This is a genomic window from Pseudomonas gorinensis, assembly GCF_042015035.1.
Taxonomy (GTDB): domain Bacteria; phylum Pseudomonadota; class Gammaproteobacteria; order Pseudomonadales; family Pseudomonadaceae; genus Aquipseudomonas; species Aquipseudomonas gorinensis.
This window is the reverse complement of record NZ_CP167125.1, coordinates 1,972,093-1,986,954: the sequence shown is the minus strand read 5'-3', so window position 1 is coordinate 1,986,954 and position 14,862 is coordinate 1,972,093. Positions and strand designations below refer to the sequence as shown.

The 14,862-nt window shown below is 60.4% G+C and carries 16 protein-coding genes; 6 read left to right on the top strand and 10 right to left on the bottom strand.

The genetic code is table 11. The annotated features are described in order from the left end of the window. Window positions 1–66 precede the first annotated feature (66 nt). Both AB7933_RS09045 and AB7933_RS09040 read left to right on the top strand, forming a co-directional pair. Complete coding sequence (locus AB7933_RS09045) at window positions 67–627, top strand: glycine cleavage system protein R (RefSeq protein ID WP_003172487.1); 561 nt, start codon at window positions 67–69, stop codon at window positions 625–627. Between the two features lie 10 nt (window positions 628–637). Next, a complete protein-coding gene (locus tag AB7933_RS09040; RefSeq protein WP_024073999.1) occupies window positions 638–1,111 on the top strand; it encodes a peroxiredoxin in 474 nt (157 codons plus the stop codon). Between the two features lie 103 nt (window positions 1,112–1,214). Here the strand turns inward: AB7933_RS09040 and AB7933_RS09035 are convergent, their stop codons facing one another. Both AB7933_RS09035 and AB7933_RS09030 read right to left on the bottom strand, forming a co-directional pair. Continuing rightward, entirely contained in the window at window positions 1,215–2,285 is a 1,071-nt protein-coding gene (locus AB7933_RS09035; protein WP_024073998.1) for an AI-2E family transporter, read from the bottom strand. Window positions 2,286–2,317: 32 nt separating this feature from the next. Next, entirely contained in the window at window positions 2,318–2,557 is a 240-nt protein-coding gene (locus AB7933_RS09030) for a sulfurtransferase TusA family protein (RefSeq protein ID WP_024073997.1), read from the bottom strand. Window positions 2,558–2,651: 94 nt separating this feature from the next. On the opposite strand from AB7933_RS09030, the gene AB7933_RS09025 reads away from it, so the two are divergent. After that, window positions 2,652–4,085, top strand: coding sequence for a M48 family metalloprotease (locus AB7933_RS09025; RefSeq protein WP_024073996.1), 1,434 nt, complete (start codon window positions 2,652–2,654; stop codon window positions 4,083–4,085). A 65-nt stretch (window positions 4,086–4,150) separates the two neighbouring features. On the opposite strand, the gene AB7933_RS09020 is transcribed toward AB7933_RS09025, so the two are convergent. The 4 genes from AB7933_RS09020 to rpoE all read right to left on the bottom strand — a co-directional run bounded on the left by AB7933_RS09020 (window position 4,151) and on the right by rpoE (window position 8,003). After that, the gene (locus AB7933_RS09020) at window positions 4,151–5,587 is read right to left on the bottom strand and encodes a DegQ family serine endoprotease (RefSeq protein WP_024073995.1); all 1,437 of its coding nucleotides are present in this window, start codon (window positions 5,585–5,587) and stop codon (window positions 4,151–4,153) included. 235 nt (window positions 5,588–5,822) lie between these two features. Further along, window positions 5,823–6,785 carry a MucB/RseB C-terminal domain-containing protein gene (locus tag AB7933_RS09015; RefSeq protein WP_024073994.1) on the bottom strand — a complete coding sequence of 321 codons (963 nt, stop codon included), beginning with the start codon at window positions 6,783–6,785 and terminating at the stop codon, window positions 5,823–5,825. A gap of 16 nt (window positions 6,786–6,801) precedes the next feature. Continuing rightward, window positions 6,802–7,389: a sigma-E factor negative regulatory protein gene (locus tag AB7933_RS09010; protein WP_024073993.1), complete on the bottom strand. Its 588-nt coding sequence runs from the start codon at window positions 7,387–7,389 to the stop codon at window positions 6,802–6,804. A gap of 32 nt (window positions 7,390–7,421) precedes the next feature. Beyond that, complete coding sequence (gene rpoE / locus AB7933_RS09005; RefSeq protein ID WP_003172477.1) at window positions 7,422–8,003, bottom strand: RNA polymerase sigma factor RpoE; 582 nt, start codon at window positions 8,001–8,003, stop codon at window positions 7,422–7,424. Window positions 8,004–8,466: 463 nt separating this feature from the next. On the opposite strand from rpoE, the gene nadB reads away from it, so the two are divergent. Continuing rightward, a complete protein-coding gene (nadB, locus tag AB7933_RS09000) occupies window positions 8,467–10,083 on the top strand; it encodes an L-aspartate oxidase (protein WP_024073992.1) in 1,617 nt (538 codons plus the stop codon). On the opposite strand, the gene AB7933_RS08995 is transcribed toward nadB, so the two are convergent. Both AB7933_RS08995 and AB7933_RS08990 read right to left on the bottom strand, forming a co-directional pair. Further along, entirely contained in the window at window positions 10,052–10,498 is a 447-nt protein-coding gene (locus AB7933_RS08995; RefSeq protein WP_024073991.1) for a protein YgfX, read from the bottom strand. The genes nadB and AB7933_RS08995 overlap by 32 nt on opposite strands. Further along, window positions 10,482–10,736 carry a succinate dehydrogenase assembly factor 2 gene (locus AB7933_RS08990; protein WP_024073990.1) on the bottom strand — a complete coding sequence of 85 codons (255 nt, stop codon included), beginning with the start codon at window positions 10,734–10,736 and terminating at the stop codon, window positions 10,482–10,484. Before AB7933_RS08990 ends, AB7933_RS08995 begins: the two co-directional genes overlap by 17 nt. Before the next feature lie 139 nt (window positions 10,737–10,875). Here AB7933_RS08990 and AB7933_RS08985 point away from each other — a divergent pair, with 139 nt between their 5' ends. Both AB7933_RS08985 and AB7933_RS08980 read left to right on the top strand, forming a co-directional pair. Continuing rightward, the gene (locus AB7933_RS08985) at window positions 10,876–11,817 is read left to right on the top strand and encodes a YgfZ/GcvT domain-containing protein (RefSeq protein ID WP_024073989.1); all 942 of its coding nucleotides are present in this window, start codon (window positions 10,876–10,878) and stop codon (window positions 11,815–11,817) included. A gap of 36 nt (window positions 11,818–11,853) precedes the next feature. Next, complete coding sequence (locus tag AB7933_RS08980) at window positions 11,854–12,675, top strand: HDOD domain-containing protein (RefSeq protein WP_305453145.1); 822 nt, start codon at window positions 11,854–11,856, stop codon at window positions 12,673–12,675. Here the strand turns inward: AB7933_RS08980 and AB7933_RS08975 are convergent, their stop codons facing one another. Together AB7933_RS08975 and AB7933_RS08970 are read right to left on the bottom strand one after the other, a co-directional pair. Next, window positions 12,676–14,061 carry a sensor histidine kinase gene (locus AB7933_RS08975; RefSeq protein WP_024073987.1) on the bottom strand — a complete coding sequence of 462 codons (1,386 nt, stop codon included), beginning with the start codon at window positions 14,059–14,061 and terminating at the stop codon, window positions 12,676–12,678. Continuing rightward, complete coding sequence (locus tag AB7933_RS08970) at window positions 14,054–14,725, bottom strand: response regulator (protein ID WP_024073986.1); 672 nt, start codon at window positions 14,723–14,725, stop codon at window positions 14,054–14,056. Before AB7933_RS08970 ends, AB7933_RS08975 begins: the two co-directional genes overlap by 8 nt. Window positions 14,726–14,862: the final 137 nt, after the last annotated feature.

The following is a 14,862-nucleotide window of genomic DNA, read 5'->3' as shown; positions in this document are numbered from 1 at the left end:
TACCCTTCATGCTTTGATCGATACAGCCCTCACCGTATCGACCGCTCATCGTTTTAGGAAGGCTGCATGTCCACCCCCACAGTTCGCGAACAATTCCTTGTTATCAGTGCCCTCGGCGCCAACCCCATGGAGCTGACCAACGTCCTGTGCCGCGCCAGCCATGAAAACCGCTGCGCCGTCGTGACCTCGCGCCTGACCCGCCATGGCGAGTGCAGTGCGCTGGTGTTGCAGATCTCCGGCACCTGGGACGCCCTGGCGCGCCTTGAGACTGGCCTGCCGGGCCTGGCCAAGAAGCACGACTTCACCGTCAACGTGGTGCGCAGCGCCGCCCTGGAGAACCGTCCCCAGGCCCTGCCTTATGTCGCGTATGTCAGCTCGGCCTATCGCTCGGACATCGTCAATGAGCTGTGCCAGTTCTTTATCGACCATAACGTCGAACTGGAGAACCTGACCTGCGACACGTACCAGGCCCCGCAAACCGGCGGCACCATGCTCAATGCCACCTTCACCGTGACCTTGCCGGCCGGCGTGCAGATCAGCTGGTTGCGCGACCAGTTCCTGGACTTCGCCGATGCCTTGAACCTTGACGCGCTGATCGAGCCTTGGCGCCCACAGAACCCAATGTAAGGAACCCTCCATGGCGGTAGTCATCGACAAACCCGTAGCCGATTTCGAAGCCCCGGCCACCAGCGGCCAGACCTTCAGCATCAAAGCCCTCAAGGGCAAGCAAGTGGTGATCTACTTCTACCCGAAGGACAGCACCCCGGGCTGCACCACTGAAGGCCAGGGTTTCCGTGACCAGTACGCAGCGTTCAAGGCCGCCAACACCGAGGTGTTTGGCGTGTCGCGCGACAGCGTGAAGTCCCACGAGAACTTCAAGGGCAAGCAGGCATTCCCCTTTGAGCTGATCAGCGACAAGGACGAGGCGGTTTGCCAACTGTTCGATGTCATCAAGCTGAAGAAGCTATACGGCAAGGAATACCTGGGTGTGGATCGCAGCACGTTCCTGATCGATAGCGAAGGAGTGCTGCGTCAGGAATGGCGTGGCGTGAAAGTGCCGGGGCATGTGGACGCCGTGTTGGCGGCGGCGCAGGCTTTGAACAAGGCCTGATCAGCAGTGCGAGCCACTGTAACGAGGGCGCTTGCTCCCGCTGGGCTGCGAAGCAGCTCCGATAAAAAGGCAGCAAGCGCCCTCGTCACAATTCGCCCTGCCGCTATAACAAAGGCGCCACCACCGGCTCCTGCCGCGGCCACGCGTCCAACACCGCCTTGAACAGCGTTGCCAGGGGAATCGCAAAGAACACCCCCCAGAATCCCCACAACCCGCCGAACAACAATACCGCGCAGATGATTGCCACCGGGTGCAGGTTGACGGCTTCGGAGAACAGCAGCGGCACCAGCACGTTGCCGTCCAGGGTCTGGATAATCCCGTACACCGCCATCAGGTAGATGAACTGGTCGCTCCACCCCCACTGGAACAGGGCGATCAATGTGACCGGTACCGTCACCACCACGGCGCCGACATACGGTACCACCACGGAAATGCCGACCAGCAAGGCCAACAGCGCTGCGTAGTTCAAGTCCAGGGCGATAAAGGCGATGTAGGTCACGCCCCCACAGATAATGATCTCAATGACCTTGCCCCGAATGTAGTTGGCAATCTGCCGGTTCATCTCCTCAGCCACCCGGGTAATCAGCGCCCGCTCGCGCGGCAGGTAGCCACTGACCCAGCGACCGATCATTGCGCGGTCTTTAAGGAAGAAGAACACCAGGATCGGCACCAGCACCAGGTAGATCATGATATTGACCAGCAGCGGCAGGCTGGACAGGGAAAAAGTAAGCGCCCATTGGCCGAATTTTCCGATCTCGCCACGGGCCACTTCGATGGCCTGTAGCACCTGCTCGTCCGATACCAGGTGCGGATAGCGCTCCGGCAACAGCAGCAACAGTGACTGCCATTTGGCGAGCATGCCCGGCAGCTCGTTGAACAGGGTGATCAATTGGTGCCACAACAGCGGTACCACGATCACGATAAAGACCAGCAGCAACCCCATGAACAAGGCAAACACCAAGCCCACCGCCGCCGCGCCCGGCAAGCGCAGACGCTCCAGGGTGGTAACCAGGCCTTGCATCAGGTAGGCCAGCACCATCCCCGCCAGCACCGGCGCGAGCATGCCGCCCAAGGTGAGTACGGCGGTGAACGCGAGGAAGAGCAGGACCGCCAGCACCACGGCTTCTTCATCGGAAAAGTAACGCTGAATCCAGTCTCGTAACACCTTGAACATCAATCAACCTCAGACAATGGGGGGCAAACGGCTCAGGCCTTGCGCAACCAGTAACAGTAGACGCCGGCTGCATCTTCTTCATGCAACAACGTGTGGCCTGCCAGTTTGGCAAAGGTGCGAAAGTCACGCTGGGAGCCTGCGTCCGTGGCGATCACCTTGAGTATTGCGCCACTGGCCAAACGATTGAGTTCCAACTTGGCCTTGAGCAAGGGCAACGGGCAATTGAGGCCGCTGGCATCGAGTTCGGCATCAAAGGCTACAGCGTCGGTCATGGTTTTACTCCGGGCAGCGTTCGGGGTGCTTAGAATATCTGGTCCGAAGCTCAGTGTCCGGCTACAGTAAGCTCTTTGTCCAAAGGCTCTGTGCATGACTTTCTTGCGCCCCACCCTGCTGACGCTGGCTTGCCTGCTGGCCTCTCCAGGCTTCGCTGACGACCTGCCGTCACTTGGCGACGCCAGCTCTGCCATTGTCTCGCCACAACAGGAATACCAACTGGGTCGTGCCTGGCTGGCTTACCTGCGCGGCCAGGTCTCACAGCTTAACGATCCGCAGCTCAAGGATTACGTCGAAACCAGCGTGTACAAGCTGGTGGAGACCAGCCAGGTCAATGACCGGCGCCTGGAGTTCATCCTGATCGACAGCCCGCAGCTCAACGCCTTTGCCGCACCTGGCGGCATTGTGGGGGTCAACGGCGGCCTGTTCCTGAATGCGCAGACCGAAGGTGAGTACGCTTCAGTGCTGGCTCACGAATTGGCTCACTTGTCGCAACGCCATTTCGCCCGAGGCGTGGAAGCACAGCAACGCATGCAGATCCCGATGATGGCCGCCCTGCTTGGCGGCATCATTGCTGCCGCCGCAGGTGCCGGCGATGCCGGTATTGCCGCGATCGCCGGCACCCAGGCCGCCGCGATCCAGGAACAACGAAGGTTCTCTCGCCAGAATGAGCAAGAGGCCGACCGTATCGGCATCCTCAACCTGGAAAAAGCCGGTTATGACCCGCGCTCCATGCCGACCATGTTCGAGCGCCTGATGCGCCAATACCGCTTCGACGCCAAGCCCCCTGAATTCCTGCTGACTCACCCGGTAACCGAATCGCGGATCGCCGACACCCGCAACCGCGCGGAGCAAGCCAAGCCCGGTGGCAAGGAAGACAGTCTGCGCTATCAGTTGATTCGCGCACGGGTGCAGTTGCAATACGAAGACACGCCTGGGCTGGCCGCCAAGCGCTTTCAGGCACAGTTGGACGAGAACCCGAAGAACGATGTGGCGCGCTATGGCCTGGCCATTGCCCAGATCAAGGGCACCCAGCTCAAGCAAGCCCGGGAAAACCTGGCCCCTTTGCTGGCCAAGGCCCCCAACGATATCACCTACAACCTTGCGCAAATCGAGCTGGACATCACCAGCAATCACTTGCCGGATGCCCAGCAACGGACCGACCGGATGCTTACCCAGTACCCCGGCAACTATCCGCTGAACCAGGTGCGGGTTGACTTGCTGCTCAAGCAGAACCGCACCGCCGATGCAGAAAAAGCCCTGGACGGCTTGCTCAAGTCCCGCCCGGACGATCCGGACGTGTGGTATCAGGTCGCGGAGACGCGCGGCTTGTCCGGCAACATCATCGGCCTGCATCAGGCTCGCGCCGAGTACTTTGCACTGGTGGGCGATTTCCAGCAGGCGATCCAGCAGCTGGACTTTGCCAAGCGCCGCGCCGGCAACAACTTCCCCCTGTCATCCCGCATCGATGCACGCCAGCGCGAGCTGATCGAGCAGGAACGCCTGGTCAAAGGGATGATGAGTTAAACCCATCGCCCACAAAAAAGCCCCGTCTTCGCTGAACGAAGGCGGGGCTTTTTTATTGGGCTGTGTTACTCAGCCAGCTTGAAGGTAATGAAGCTGGCACGGCCCTGACGCAATACCCGCATCGATACCGTACGGTTCTTCGGCAGCGCCTTGGCGATGTCGGTGAACTGCTTGGTGTTGTCGATCGCCTGATTGTTCAGGTGAGTAATCACGTCACCTGGCTGCAGGCCAATCAACGCCGCAGGGCCGTCCTGGACTTCCTTGATCACCACGCCGCTTTTCAGGTCGAAGGTCTTTTTCTGCTCATCGGTCAGCTCGGCCACGGCAATACCCAGGCGATTGCTGCTGCGTTCGGCGCCCGGCTTGGTGTTACCCAGGGCGTCGAGGGTCGCGCCTTCTTCAGGGATCGCGCCAACGGTCAGTTCAACGTTCTGGCGCTTGCCTTCACGGATCACTTCCAGCTTGGCCTTGCTACCTGCCTTGAGTGCGCCCACCAGGTGCGGCAGGTCTGCCGACATGATGATCGGCTGGCCATTCATGCTCAGGATCACGTCGCCCACTTGCAGGCCGCCTTTGGCAGCAGGGCCGTCGTCCTGGATCTGCGCGACCAGGGCACCCGCCGGTTTGTCGAGGCCGAAGGATTCAGCCAGGTCTTTGTTCACTTCCTGAATCACTACGCCCAACCAGCCACGGCTGACCTTGCCACCGCTTTTCAGCTGGTTGGAAACATCCATGGCCACGTCGATCGGGATGGCGAACGACACGCCCATGAACCCACCGGAACGGGTGTAGATCTGCGAGTTGATCCCCACCACTTCACCGTTCAGGTTGAACAGTGGACCACCGGAGTTGCCCGGGTTGATCGGCACGTCGGTCTGGATGAACGGTACATAGTTTTCGTTCGGCAGGCTGCGACCGATGGCGCTGACAATACCTTGGGTCACCGTATGGTCAAAGCCAAACGGCGAACCGATTGCCACTACCCATTGCCCTGCCTTCAGGTCCTGGGACTTGCCCAGTTTCAGCACCGGCAGGTCCTTGCCATCGATTTTCAGCAAGGCCACGTCGGAACGAGGATCGGTGCCGACCAGCTTGGCTTTCAACTCACTGCGGTCGGCCAGGCGCACCAGAATCTCGTCAGCGTCGGCAATCACATGGTTGTTGGTGAGGATGTAGCCATCCGGCGAAATGATGAAGCCAGAGCCCAGGGATTGCGCTTCACGCTGACCGCCGCCACGGGGGGATCGCTGTTGCGGTGGCATGCCACGCTCGAAGAACTCGCGCAGCATCGGCGGCAACCCCTCCAGGTCGGGCATCTGCTGGTTCGAGACTTTGCGATCCGGCAATTTCTGCGTGGTACTGATATTCACCACGGCAGGCGAGGCTTGCTCAACCAGTTGAGTGAAGTCAGGCAGCTCGACCGCTTGCGCGGACACGGCCTGACCCAGCACCAATACCGTGGCGACTATGGATAGGTAAGACTTCAAACGTGGTATCGACATACAGCTCCCGTTACGACGAGCAGGGTTGAGCGACAGGGTTCAAAAAACGCCGGAAACTGCGACCGACATCTTTGTTCCGCGAACAAAACAAGGCCAGAGCCGACATGCCCTGACCTATAAAAAACATGAGGGATTTTTGCAAGTGAAAATGCTGATCCGGACATTTCATGTCTCTCGGCAACCAACCTGGCAGGGACTTAGAGTGAAAGGTCAGGATGAACATAAGATTAACGACTCACGGCTTGGTCACTGGCTTTTTATCACCGCGTACCGACAGCGCGATGCGCTCGGCAGTGCCAATCGGGATTTCGCCGACGACCGTCACCATCATTTCTCCCTCCACCGTGTTCAGGCGGCGAGACACAGCAACCGTAGGGCCTAGCTGTGTACGAGTTTCCGACACGCTTACGTCGCTGATCGGCTCAAGAAACACCGAAAAACGCGCCAGCCCATCTTCGTACATCAGGCTATCGACGGTTGCTTTGGTCTGGGTGTCTTTACGGGTACTGCGACTGGTCAACTGAAATCCGGGAGGCAGCCATTCAAGGTGCCAGGCCTCCGTGGCCTCGACTTCAGGCGCCTTGCTGTTGACGACTGCAATAGGCGTGCATTCGCTGCTGGGCTGCAAGTCACGGTCATCTGGCAGGACCGCAGTGTTCAGTCGCGTGAACTGGAAGCGCTCGAGTAATTGGCCCTGGTCATTGAGCAGCAGGGACTTGAGCGGCAAGGCAGTCTCACGGTCCAGATGCAACTCGAACCCATAACGGTATTGGTCGCGCGGGGTGATCGACACAATCACTGCATTACGACCGGCCACGCGAGATTTGCCGATAACGGCCAGTTCGTAGAATTGAGTGAGTTTTTGCGGATCAAGCGTACGCGAAGGCGCGTCACGCGAATTACCAAGACCTGCGACCAATGTGCCACTGACGCACTGTGTCCGGCCATCTACGCGCACGACTTCCTGAGCCGAACCGTCAAGCTGCAAAAGCCGCTCACGGACTTGGCCATCCTGGACACGATGCCAGATGTCATGGGTAGAGAAACTGCCGTTACGCTCGTAGACGAACGTCCCTTGAAAGCTTTGCTGCTGCTCTGCACGCCCAAGTCGAGTCAGCCAGTCTTGGGCTTCATCGGCGTGGGCGGGGAGTGCAAACCAGCCACTAAGCAAAAGCGTAAGGAGCGGTATGGCGCGCATAGGGCTCCTTAACGGTTCAGCGGTTTTCCAGGCTTGCTGCGCGAGCGTATGGCAAAGCGCTTTCAGTGCCTTTCAAGGCCGATTCCTGGGCGTGTTGGCGCAGGTAGCCTGGAAGACGCTGGTCCTGCCAGCCGGATTGCCCTTGAAGAACGCCATTGGCCATTGGGCCAGTGGTTTCGGAGCTTTCCTTGTAGCCGGCCAGTACAGCCGGGCCCTTGACTTGCGGACCGGCCATGACCGGCTGCTGGGTCTGCTGGGCCAGTTCGGCACCGGCGATCTCGTCCTGGTTGTACAGGCGAACACCGGCCAATACGGCAACAGTCACCGAAGCAGCCACTGCCAGACGACCCAGGCTACGCCACGGTCCACGTGCAGCTTTTGCCGGAACGGCTTCATCAGCCAGTGCAGCAGAAACGGCCGCAGCAATATCCAGACGAGGGATTAGGAGATCCTTGTGCATCACCGCCCGAGCAACTTGGTAACGAGACCAGGTGTCACGGGTTTCGGCATCATCAAATGCGTTGAGCACTCGACGAAGTTCCAGTTCATCCGCTTCGTTATCCATCACTGCGGACAGCGATTCCTGCAGGGCATCACGACTCATGGCGGTTCCTCTCTTGGCTGTCGCCGCTGTCTTTAGTTTTCCTGCAACAACGGTTGCAAGGCTTTATCGATGGCTTCCCGGGCCCGGAAAATCCGTGACCTTACAGTCCCCACCGGACACTGCATGACGCTCGCAATGTCTTCGTAACTCAGACCATCGAATTCACGTAAAGTTAACGCCGTACGCAAATCTTCTGGCAGTTGCTGAATTGTGCGATGAACGGTTCCTTCGATCTCGTCGCGCAGCAATGCACGCTCCGGCGACTCGAGATCTTTGAGGCCGTGATCACCATCGTAAAATTCTGCATCTTCTGAACTTACATCACTATCCGGTGGGCGGCGTCCGCGAGACACCAGATAGTTCTTCGCCGTGTTGATGGCGATGCGATATAGCCACGTGTAAAACGCACTATCACCGCGAAAATTGCCCAGTGCACGGTATGCCTTGATAAAGGCTTCCTGTGCAACGTCCTGCGCTTCATGGGTGTCGTGCACAAACCGCACGATCAACCCGAGAATTTTGTGCTGGTATTTCAGCACTAGCAGATCAAAAGCTCGCTTGTCGCCGCGTTGAACGCGCTCGACCAGCTGCTGATCCTCTTCCTGGGTTAGCATGAACACTCCTCGTTGTACTTGAAGGAGGCTTGCATAACTAAACGATCAGGCTTGCAAACATAGACTAGGACTTTTCGCAAAAGTTCTCCCCCTCCAAGCAAGTTTCCGGCATGCACTGATTTGGCACACACGAAAAACGCAGTACGGGCAACGCCGACTGCGCGAATAATCTTGTCGTCGGTTTTCTGACGCGTCCAATGCTCCCGACGGGCCAATAAACTCAACGTTTTCCCAGCTTCCGGGCAACCTGCTATTGAGTCGGGGCTTATGCAAAAAGTTCCCGTTTCAATAACTGGCCGATTTTACCCTGGCCGTGCACCGTAATCTCACATTGCCACGAATGCCCGACTATTGTGCCGCTCCCCCCCTCTATATACTAGTGGCCCGTGTGCCCCTTTGATTCGCCGATCCAGGCGTCCTGTTTGCGCCAATCCTTCGGATCGCTTTTTGCGGAATCCTTCCAATGAGCCAACAGTTTCAACACGATGTCCTGGTGATCGGTAGCGGCGCGGCCGGCCTGAGCCTTGCACTGACCCTCCCCAGCCACCTGCGCATTGCCGTACTGAGCAAAGGCGACCTGGCCAACGGCTCGACATTCTGGGCCCAGGGCGGTGTCGCCGCGGTATTGGACGACACCGACACAGTGCAATCCCACGTCGAAGACACCCTCAACGCGGGCGCCGGCTTGTGCAACGAAGACGCGGTGCGGTTCACCGTCGAGCACAGCCGCGAAGCGATCCAATGGCTGATCGACCAGGGCGTGCCATTCACCCGCGATGAACACGCGGGGAGCGACGACGGTGGTTTCGAATTCCACCTGACCCGCGAAGGCGGCCACAGCCATCGACGCATCATTCATGCGGCCGATGCCACCGGCGCTGCAATCTTCAAGACCCTGCTCGACCAGGCCCGCCAACGCCCCAACATCGAATTGCTCGAGCAACGCGTCGCCGTCGACCTGATCACCGAAAAACGCCTGGGCCTGGAAGGCGAACGCTGCCTCGGCGCCTACGTACTCAACCGCACCAGCGGCGAAGTCGATACCTACGGCGCGCGTTTCACCATCCTCGCCTCGGGTGGCGCGGCCAAGGTATACCTCTATACCAGCAACCCCGACGGGGCCTGCGGCGATGGCATTGCCATGGCCTGGCGCTCAGGCTGCCGGGTGGCCAACCTGGAATTCAACCAGTTCCACCCCACCTGCCTGTATCACCCGCAGGCCAAGAGTTTCCTGATCACCGAGGCTCTGCGCGGCGAAGGCGCCCACCTGAAACTGCCGAATGGCGAGCGCTTCATGCAACGCTTTGACCCGCGCGCCGAGCTGGCGCCGCGGGATATCGTCGCCCGCGCCATCGACCATGAAATGAAGCGCCTGGGCATCGACTGCGTCTATCTCGATATCAGCCACAAGCCCGAAGCCTTCATCAAGACCCACTTCCCAACGGTCTACGAGCGCTGCCTGGCCTTCAACATCGACATCACCAAGGGCCCGATCCCGGTAGTGCCGGCCGCGCACTACACCTGCGGCGGCGTGGTGGTCGACCAACATGGCCGCACCGACGTACCTGGCTTGTACGCGATCGGCGAAACCAGCTTCACCGGCCTGCACGGCGCCAACCGCATGGCCAGCAACTCGCTGCTCGAATGCTTCGTCTACGCACGCTCGGCCGCGGCGGACATCCTGGACCAACTGCCGCGCATTCCTGTGCCTGCCGCCCTGCCCCGCTGGGACGCCAGCCAGGTTACCGATTCGGATGAAGACGTGATCATCGCCCACAACTGGGACGAGCTGCGGCGCTTCATGTGGGACTACGTGGGGATCGTGCGCACCAACAAGCGCCTGCAAAGGGCTCAACACCGGGTGCGCCTGCTGCTGGATGAGATCGATGAGTTCTACAGCAACTATAAGGTCAGCCGTGACCTGATCGAATTGCGCAACCTGGCCCAGGTTGCGGAACTGATGATCCGCTCGGCCATGGAACGCAAGGAAAGCCGGGGTCTGCACTACACCCTCGACTACCCACAGATGCTGCCCGAGGCCCGCGACACTATCCTGGTGCCAACCACCTACGGCGGCTGAATTTCAAGCGAACGCGCAGGCGCCGGTGCACATCGGCGCCCTGCGAATCCCTCGGCACGCAGGTCGAACGGACTCGCCACTCCCCCTGCACGCGATAGCGCAACACCACGATCAGCGGTAAGGCCAGGCTGTCCGGGCGCAACTGCACGCTGTGCCAGCCTCGCGCCGCGCTCCACAACTGCCAGCCGTCTTCGTCGCGGCGCAGGCCACGAATCGACGAGCGGTGTGTCAGCAGGATATGGCGCGGCACAACCCAAGCCCCATGCGCCAGGCACAGCAAGCCAGCCAGGCTGGAGAACGGTAGGTCGATAACGAGCAAGGCACCCAACGCGAACAGCTGGGCCAGGAGATACACCGCCAGCATCAGCCGTGAGGCCTGCCAGCGGCATTCAAAGCGATTACTTGGGCTGGACACGGTCCAGGATCATCCGAACCATGCGTTGCAGTTCCGGGTCTTCGGACTCTGCGCGCTCCATGAACCAGCCGAACATGTCCTGGTCTTCGCATTCCAGCAGCCGCACGTAACAGGCGCGATCCGCCTCGTTGAGAGTGGCGTAAACCTCTTTGACGAATGGCACCAGCAACACGTCCAGTTCAAGCATGCCGCGGCGGCTGTGCCAGTAGAGGCGATTGAGTTCTACATCTTCGACCATGGAGCGCTCCTCAAATAGAGCGCAAGTATACAGGCCCGACGGCACCGGAACAGTCGGCTTTGGTCGCCCTTACAGAAACTATCCATTTGCCGGGCGCCCCTCTATGATGCACCCATGACTTTTTGACCTGCGATGACCCATGGCTGACTCTGCTTTTTTCTGCCCCCAGTCCCACGAAGGCGTTCTCGCCGTCCGCGGCTCCGACGCTGCCAAGTTCTTGCAGGGACAACTGACCTGCAACCTCAATTACCTGAGCGATACCCAGGCCAGCCTCGGCGCGCGCTGCACCCAAAAAGGGCGCATGCAGTCGAGCTTCCGCATCCTGTTGCAAGGTGACGGGGTGTTGCTGGCCATGGCGACCGAGCTGTTGGAGCCGCAACTGGCGGACTTGAAAAAGTACGCGGTGTTCTCAAAATCCAAGCTCACCGACGAAAGTGCCGCCTGGGTACGGTTCGGCCTGTCGGATGCAGACGCGGCCCTCGCCAGCCTGGGCCTGGTGCTGCCCACCGAGACCGATAGCGTGGCGCGTACCGAAGCGCTGATCGCCATTCGCGTCTCCCCCGGCCGCGCTGAGCTCTGGGTACCTGCCGAGCAGGCAGAAGCCGTGCGCAGCCAATTGAGCGCTCAATTGAAAGAATCAGCCTTGAATGAATGGCTGCTGGGCCAGGTCCGCGCCGGTATCGGCCAGGTGATGGCGCAAACCCGCGAACTGTTCATTCCACAGATGCTCAATCTGCAAGCCGTTGGCGGCGTCAGCTTCAAGAAAGGCTGCTACACCGGCCAGGAAATCGTCGCGCGCATGCAGTACCTGGGCAAGCTCAAGCGCCGCCTGTACCGCCTGAGCCTGGATGCCGCTGAACTGCCCGAGCCAGGCACTCCACTGTTTGCCCCCAGCCACACCAGTGCGATCGGCGAAGTGGTAATCGCGGCAAAAGCACACCAGGGGATTGAACTTCTGGCCGTGTTGCAAGCCGAAGCAGCCGAGAGTGGCGATGTTCATGTAGGCACACTGGAAGGCCCCGGTTTGCAACTGCTTGATCTGCCTTACCTACTCGACCGGGATCGAGAGATCCAGCGCTGATCGCCGTACCCTTTTGCAACACCCTAGAGAGCATGAATGAACAAGCTGGAGGAAAAAGTCCAACAGGCTTTGGTGAAGGCCATCGACAACGATGACCTGGTTCTGCCGACATTACCGGAAGTGGCCCTGAACATTCGTCAGGCCGCTGAAGACCCGGAAATCAGCATCAGCCATTTGAGCAAGGTGATCGGTCGCGACACCGCGCTGTCGGCACGCCTGATCAAAGTGGTCAACAGCCCGCTGCTGCGCGCGACCCAGGAAGTGACCGACCTTCACACAGCCATCACTCTGCTGGGCACCAACTACAGCAGCAACCTGGCTATCGGCCTGGTGATGGAACAGATCTTCCACGCCCGCTCCGATGTGGTTGAACAGAAAATGCGCGACGTATGGCGCCGCAGCCTGGAAGTGGCCGGTGTCAGCTATGCCTTGTGCCGCAACCACAGCCAGCTCAAGCCAGACCAGGCGGCCTTGGGTGGCCTGGTCCACCAGATCGGCGTGCTGCCGATCCTGACCTACGCCGAAGACCACTACGAGCTGCTCTCAGACCCGGTCAGCCTTAACCACGTGATTGACAGCATCCACCCGCAACTGGGGGACAAACTCCTCGGTCGGTGGGACTTCCCGGAGATGCTGGCAAAACTGCCCGGCCAATACCTGGACCTGGAGCGCGACTCTGCCCACCTCGATTACGTCGACATCGTCCAAGTCGCGGTGCTGTACTGCTATCGCGGTACCGATCATCCCCTGGCCGACGTTCCCATCTCCAGCGTACCGGCGATGAAAAAGCTGCAAGTCGATCCTTACAGCGATGCCTTGCGCGCCGAGCTCGATGAAGCGCGCTCGATGTTTGATTGATCAACCGGCGATAAAACTCACCCGCACCTTCAACCCTGCCTGCTCCCCGTCGTGCAAGCTGATCTGCGCCAGGTGCGCCCGACAGATCTCGCCGACAATCGCCAGCCCCAGGCCGGACCCCATGCCCTGTTGGCTACGTCGATAGAAGCGTTCGAACACCCGATCCCGTTCATCCAGCGGGATGCCAGGGCCATCGTCTTCCACTTCCAGTACCGCCGGCGCCGTGACCCGCAGGATCACATTACCGCCGGGAGGCGTATGGGCCAGGGCGTTATCCACCAGGTTGCTGAGCAGCTCATTGAGCAACGTCGGTTCACCGCGCAGCCACACCGGCTCATCCGCCTCCAAGGCCAATGCAACCCCACGCGCATGGGCCAACGGCGCCATCGCCATACCCAGTTCACGGGCCAATTGGCTGAGGTCCAGCAACTGCGCGCCGCCTTCGGCAATCGCCCGCGCGCCGTTTTCAATACGGGCCAACGACAGCAATTGATTGGCCAGATGGGTCAGGCGGTCGGTGCCTTGGGCCGCGCTTTCCAGAGTGCTACGCCAGGTCGCAGGGGCGTCGCTGCGCAGGCCCAGTTCAAGGCGGGCCTTGAGCGCCGCCAAAGGGGTCCGCAGTTCATGGGCGGCGTCGGCAATAAACTGCGCCTGGCGCTCGAACTGCCCGCGCAAGCGTTCGGTGAAATGGTTGAGCGAGCGCACCAGCGGGCCAAACTCAAGCTGCACTTCCACCAACGGTAACGGCCGCAAATCATCGGGCTGGCGCTCTTCCACGGCCGTACGCAGGCGCTCCAACGGGCGCAGCGCCGCACTCACGGCAAACCACACCAGTAGCAACGCGCCAATGCCGAGCATGCCCAGGCGCAGCAAGGTGTCGGCCATCAGGCTGCGGGCCATGCTGACCCGGGCTTCATCGGTCTCGGCCACGCGAATTTCCGCCATGCCGTTCATGTTCGGCTCGGAGACAGCCTTGAGCAGGCTGACCACACGCACGGGCTGGCCCTGGTACGTGGCGTTATAGAAGCGCGCCAACGCCGGGTAATCGTCGGTACGCGGCGTGCCGGGTGGCGGGCCGGGGAGGTTTTCATAACCGGAGATCAGCTTCTGGTCGATGTCATTGACCTGGTAATAGATGCGACCGGCGCTGTCGTAGGCAAAGGTGTCCAGGGCCACATACGGCACATTGGCGCTGAGGGTGCCATCCACCTGGGTCAAGCCGGCGGCAATGGTGCGTGCCGAGGCCAGCAGCGTGCGGTCATAGGCGGTGTCGGCGGCTTCGCGACCGTTCCAGTAGGCACTCATGCCGCTGGCGAGCATCAACAGCACCATGAGCAGTGCCAGGTTCCACAGCAACCGCCAGCGCAGGCTGCTGGGCTTATGCATCGCGGGCTTCCAGCAGGTAGCCCAAGCCACGGAAGGTCACGATGGCGATGGGTTGGCCATCGAGTTTCTTGCGCAGGCGGTGTACGTAGATTTCGATGGCATCGGGGCTGGCCTCTTCGTCGAGGCCAAAAACCTGGGAGGCCAGTTGTTCCTTGCTCATGACTCGGCCGGGCCGCGCGATCAGCGCTTCAAGCACCGCTTGCTCGCGGGAGGTCAACGTCATCAGCTCGCCGCCTACCGTGAAGCGGCGGGTGTCGAGGTCATAGACCAGCACACCGCAGGTTTGCTGACGCTCGCCGCCCAGGACGCTGCGCCGCAACAACGCCTTGACCCGCGCTTCCAGCTCCGTCAGCTCAAATGGCTTGGCCAGATAATCATCGGCCCCCAGGTTCAGGCCATGCACGCGGTCCTTCACGTCACTGCGCGCAGTCAGCATCAACACCGGCAGATTTTTCCCACGCGCCCGCAAGCGCGCCAGCACCTCAAAACCGTCCATGCGCGGAAGGCCGACATCAAGGATGGCCACTGCGTATTCCTCACTGCTCAAGGCCAGGTCCGCAGCCACCCCATCGTGCAGCACATCGACAGTCAACCCCGTGCTCTTGAGCGCTTGGGCGACACTTTCGGCCAGTTGCAGATGGTCTTCAACCAGGAGGACACGCATGGATTTCTACCTCGTTCGGGGGTGGTCGGCGCCACGCTTTGCGGGGCAGTTTACAGGCGCGGCCTGGCCTGTGAAGCCCGAAAACATTGAAAGCCAACTGAAAGGTTAGTGAAAGCTTCGCCCTTTAGCATCCAGCC

Coding starts and splice junctions, on each gene's coding strand:
- AB7933_RS09045 (WP_003172487.1), top strand. CDS start 67: ATGTCCACCCCCACAGTTCGCGAACAATTCCTTGTTATCAGTGCCCTC.
- AB7933_RS09040 (WP_024073999.1), top strand. CDS start 638: ATGGCGGTAGTCATCGACAAACCCGTAGCCGATTTCGAAGCCCCGGCC.
- AB7933_RS09035 (WP_024073998.1), bottom strand. CDS start 2,285: ATGTTCAAGGTGTTACGAGACTGGATTCAGCGTTACTTTTCCGATGAA.
- AB7933_RS09030 (WP_024073997.1), bottom strand. CDS start 2,557: ATGACCGACGCTGTAGCCTTTGATGCCGAACTCGATGCCAGCGGCCTC.
- AB7933_RS09025 (WP_024073996.1), top strand. CDS start 2,652: ATGACTTTCTTGCGCCCCACCCTGCTGACGCTGGCTTGCCTGCTGGCC.
- AB7933_RS09020 (WP_024073995.1), bottom strand. CDS start 5,587: ATGTCGATACCACGTTTGAAGTCTTACCTATCCATAGTCGCCACGGTA.
- AB7933_RS09015 (WP_024073994.1), bottom strand. CDS start 6,785: ATGCGCGCCATACCGCTCCTTACGCTTTTGCTTAGTGGCTGGTTTGCA.
- AB7933_RS09010 (WP_024073993.1), bottom strand. CDS start 7,389: ATGAGTCGTGATGCCCTGCAGGAATCGCTGTCCGCAGTGATGGATAAC.
- rpoE (WP_003172477.1), bottom strand. CDS start 8,003: ATGCTAACCCAGGAAGAGGATCAGCAGCTGGTCGAGCGCGTTCAACGC.
- nadB (WP_024073992.1), top strand. CDS start 8,467: ATGAGCCAACAGTTTCAACACGATGTCCTGGTGATCGGTAGCGGCGCG.
- AB7933_RS08990 (WP_024073990.1), bottom strand. CDS start 10,736: ATGGTCGAAGATGTAGAACTCAATCGCCTCTACTGGCACAGCCGCCGC.
- AB7933_RS08985 (WP_024073989.1), top strand. CDS start 10,876: ATGGCTGACTCTGCTTTTTTCTGCCCCCAGTCCCACGAAGGCGTTCTC.
- AB7933_RS08980 (WP_305453145.1), top strand. CDS start 11,854: ATGAACAAGCTGGAGGAAAAAGTCCAACAGGCTTTGGTGAAGGCCATC.
- AB7933_RS08975 (WP_024073987.1), bottom strand. CDS start 14,061: ATGCATAAGCCCAGCAGCCTGCGCTGGCGGTTGCTGTGGAACCTGGCA.
- AB7933_RS08970 (WP_024073986.1), bottom strand. CDS start 14,725: ATGCGTGTCCTCCTGGTTGAAGACCATCTGCAACTGGCCGAAAGTGTC.